At 28.9% G+C, this 3,512-nt stretch carries 4 protein-coding genes; all 4 read left to right on the top strand.

Features of this window, described 5'->3' with window-relative positions:
- Positions 1-1,255: topoisomerase C-terminal repeat-containing protein (locus ACJDU8_RS21210; protein ID WP_406794173.1), on the top strand; the 1,255-nt coding region annotated here is incomplete at its 5' end.
- Positions 1,256-1,289: 34 nt separating this feature from the next.
- Positions 1,290-1,511: a hypothetical protein gene (locus tag ACJDU8_RS21205; RefSeq protein WP_406794172.1), complete on the top strand. Its 222-nt coding sequence runs from the start codon at positions 1,290-1,292 to the stop codon at positions 1,509-1,511.
- 679 nt (positions 1,512-2,190) lie between these two features.
- Positions 2,191-2,589: a hypothetical protein gene (locus tag ACJDU8_RS21200; protein WP_406794171.1), complete on the top strand. Its 399-nt coding sequence runs from the start codon at positions 2,191-2,193 to the stop codon at positions 2,587-2,589.
- Positions 2,579-3,512: tetratricopeptide repeat protein (locus ACJDU8_RS21195; protein WP_406794170.1), on the top strand; the 934-nt coding region annotated here is incomplete at its 3' end. The genes ACJDU8_RS21200 and ACJDU8_RS21195, both read left to right, overlap by 11 nt.

The following is a 3,512-nucleotide window of genomic DNA, read 5'->3' as shown; positions in this document are numbered from 1 at the left end:
GAGCGAAAGTCTCATGTACGGTGTGAAGGAGGGGAAAAGGCAGAGATTACTTCAAAACCTTACCTATTCCTATAATAGATTTATAAGTAATTTTTTAAATGAAGAAACGATAATTGAAGAAACAAGTGTAATAATAAAAATAGATGATGAAGTTATAGAGCTTAAGGGAAATGTAATTAAGCAAGAAGGTTTCTTAAAATATGAAAATATGAAAAAAGAAAATGAATTACCTGATTTTATAGAAGGTGAGGAATTAGATACTAAGCTCTCAGTTGATGAAAAACAAACTCAAAAACCTAATAGGGTAACGGAATCAGAATTAAATAATTTTCTTAAAAATCCTTTTAAGAAAAAAGAGGTTGAGGACTTAGAGAGTGTAAATGATGATGAAGAATATAAAATGATACTTGAAGGTTGCGAAATAGGCACTGTCGCAACCAGGGCAGGGATAATTAAAAATGTTAAAAAGTATGAGTATGTAAGAGAAGCAAAAGGACATTTAGAATGTGAGAATAAAGGTGTAAAGCTTATAGAGGTACTTGAAAAGTTAAATATTAATTTAGATAAGGGAAAGACAGTTGAATTTGGGAAACAGCTTAAAAAAATTTATAGAAATGAAATAAGGATTAGTAATGTAATAGATAAAGTGAAAGATGAATTAAGTAATATAGTTGAAAATGGAAATAAGGTTGTAATTGATAAAATAGAAAGTAAGGGTCATGGAAGTTTAGCTGTATGCCCCGTATGCGGACAAGGTAAAATTTTAGTTGGAAAATCGGGCTATGGTTGCAGCAGATGGAAAGAAGGTTGTAAGTTCTTTATAGGAAAGCAGATAGCAGGAAAAAATATAACTGAATCAGTGGCGAAGGAACTTATAGAAAATAAAAAGACGAAGGTTATAAAAGGATTTAAAAGTAAAAATGAAAAAAGTTTTGACGCAGTTCTGATTATTAAAGATGGAAAAATCACATTTGATTTTAGTATAGAAAATCAGAGTTTAGGAAAATGTCCTGTATGCGATCAAGGTGAAATTCTAGGAAATAAATTTGGTTATGGTTGCAGTAGGTGGAAAGAAGGTTGTAAGTTTTTTATAGGTAAGAAAATAGCAGGGAAAACTATAACAGAATCTACAGTAAAAAAGCTTTTAAAAGATAAGAAAACTGGTATCATGAAAGGATTTAAAAGTAAGTCAGGAAAAGACTTCCATGCAGCTCTAATTATCCAAGAAGGACAAGTAAAATTTTATTTTGATTAAAGTATAAGATTTTTTAATAAAGTGAGGAATAATCATGATTAAGAGAAAATTGAGATATAAAGTTAAAAATTGCATTGAATGTCCATTTTCCAGAAGTGTTAATCGGAGAAAAATAGATGAAGATATCTATTGCGAAATTATAAAAGAAATAGTGGCACAGGAAGTGACTTATCATAATCAATATGAAAGAACAACATATTTACCAAAGTGTCCACTTATACAAAGTGATGTAATCGTAAAATTTTGTAAACAATAAGGTCTAGTATCAGCAAACGTGTAACCAGGAGCAAAGTAGGTGCTAATTTATGGATCTAATGTTCTTATTATATTGGGATAATGGAAACGTAGCTCCTATGTACTCAAAAGCCTATTACATAAATTAGCACATTCCAAATCTAAATCAGTTAAATATTAAGTATATTTGCAGTAAATAAAAGGCTGAAAAGTAATGGTATTTTTACTTTGAATTATTTACTGGGTATACTTACTCATTAAATGGCTTAAAACCATAGAAAAAGAAATTTAAAAAGTGAAGTAAATAAAACGGCCATTTGTTTTGCTTTGCTTTTGAAGTTACTTTGCCCCTGGTGACACGTTCGCTGGTATTAGGCCTGCAACCATATTCAGGACATGAAAACAGAAAGACCCTCGAAATATATTCAAAATTATCAATTACTGGAGCTCAAGAAGCTTATAATGAAGTTATTAATAAATTTTTAATATAAGAAATTGAATTTTCAGTACAGGATAGCTATGTTCTTCATACCCTTATTTCAAGAAGTTAAAATAATAAGTCCGTTTATTTTATCCAACACTGATTTTCCATCTAGTTCATAGTGTGAAAACCGTGTTACAATTTCCATATGGGTGAAATTTATGATTATTAATGGATAATTTATAGAGGCCTATGTAATTTGATAGGGAGGAATTTTAATATGGATTTCAGTGCTGTAGCTAAGGAAGCATTTACAATTATTTTACCATCATTAATAGCAATTAAAGATGGGGGACTTAAAAGTATAGGATCGGATATTTGGGAACTTGTAAAAAAACCATTTAAATCTAATAAAAGGGATGAAGAAATTATTAGTAAACTGGAGAAAAACCCCAACGATTTAGAATCTCTTGGAATAGCAAAATATAAATTAACTGAATTTTTGGAAAAAGATCCTGACTTAGCAGAAGAGCTAATAAAATATATAGAGAATTTTAAAAAAGAAAATCAAAATGGTAAAACGATTAATGTTAAAAATAGTAAAAATTTTATTATTAATACCGATATCCATAACGGTGGAGATGTTGTAGTTGGGGATGGTAATTTTCATGTTAGATAAGCCGTCATTTATAAATAATAGTAAAAATACTATAAGTAATAGTGATATTAATGCAAATAATATTTATGTTGGAGATACTATAATCAAGTATTATGGATTTGATGATTATAAAAAGTTAGAGAAGTACATTGAAAGAGAAAAAAAGTTTCTTAGCAGACTAAATTCTGACGAGTCAGAAGAGATACAAGAAACCTCAAAACGTATAGAGGAATTAGAAAAACAAAGACAAGCATTTATTTCTGAAGTTTATAGGTTAGCAGAAATTTTTAATAAAACACCATTTAAGTCTCAACGATTTAAAGAAGCAGAAAAATATTTTATAGAAGGCAAACTTAAGGAAGCGGATGCAACTTTAAAAATAGAAGATTTATATGTAGATAAAAACAGGGCTTTGATAGATAGAGAAATTGTAGATAAAAAATGTTCAGGTTTATCTGATGAATTTTTAGTAAAAGCAAAGCTTACATCATTAAATTATGAAAGTTCGAGTAGATTTAGAGATACCTGTAAATACTATGAAGATTCAATAGAGTTGTTCCCTAACTTTAATAATGTATTTGAATATGCAATTTATTTACAGAACCAAAATGAAAACAATAAAGCTCTTTCTTATTATGATTTAATATTAAACGAATTTTATTATGATTTAGGGGTAGAATTAAAATCTATGACATTAAACAACCTTGCAATTTTACAACAGAGCAGAGATGACTATGAAGCAGCGGAGAAAAATTATGTTGAAGCCTTAAGTATAAGAAGAGAATTAGCTAAAAAAAATCTAGAAACCTACATGCCAGATGTGGCAATGACATTAAACAACCTTGCAAATTTACAACAGAGAAGAAATGACTATGAAGCAGCGGAGAAAAATTATGTTGAAGCCTTAAGTATAAGAAGAGAATTAGCTAAAAAAAATCCAGAAA

The organism is Candidatus Clostridium eludens (assembly GCF_045310515.1).
Lineage (GTDB): Bacteria > Bacillota > Clostridia > Clostridiales > Clostridiaceae > Clostridium_B > Clostridium_B eludens.
This window is presented reverse-complemented; position numbering and strand designations above follow the sequence as displayed.

Bases quoted from the DNA above. Each gene is read 5' to 3' on its own strand.
- ACJDU8_RS21205 (WP_406794172.1), top strand. From the start codon at position 1,290: ATGATTAAGAGAAAATTGAGATATAAAGTTAAAAATTGCATTGAATGT.
- ACJDU8_RS21200 (WP_406794171.1), top strand. From the start codon at position 2,191: ATGGATTTCAGTGCTGTAGCTAAGGAAGCATTTACAATTATTTTACCA.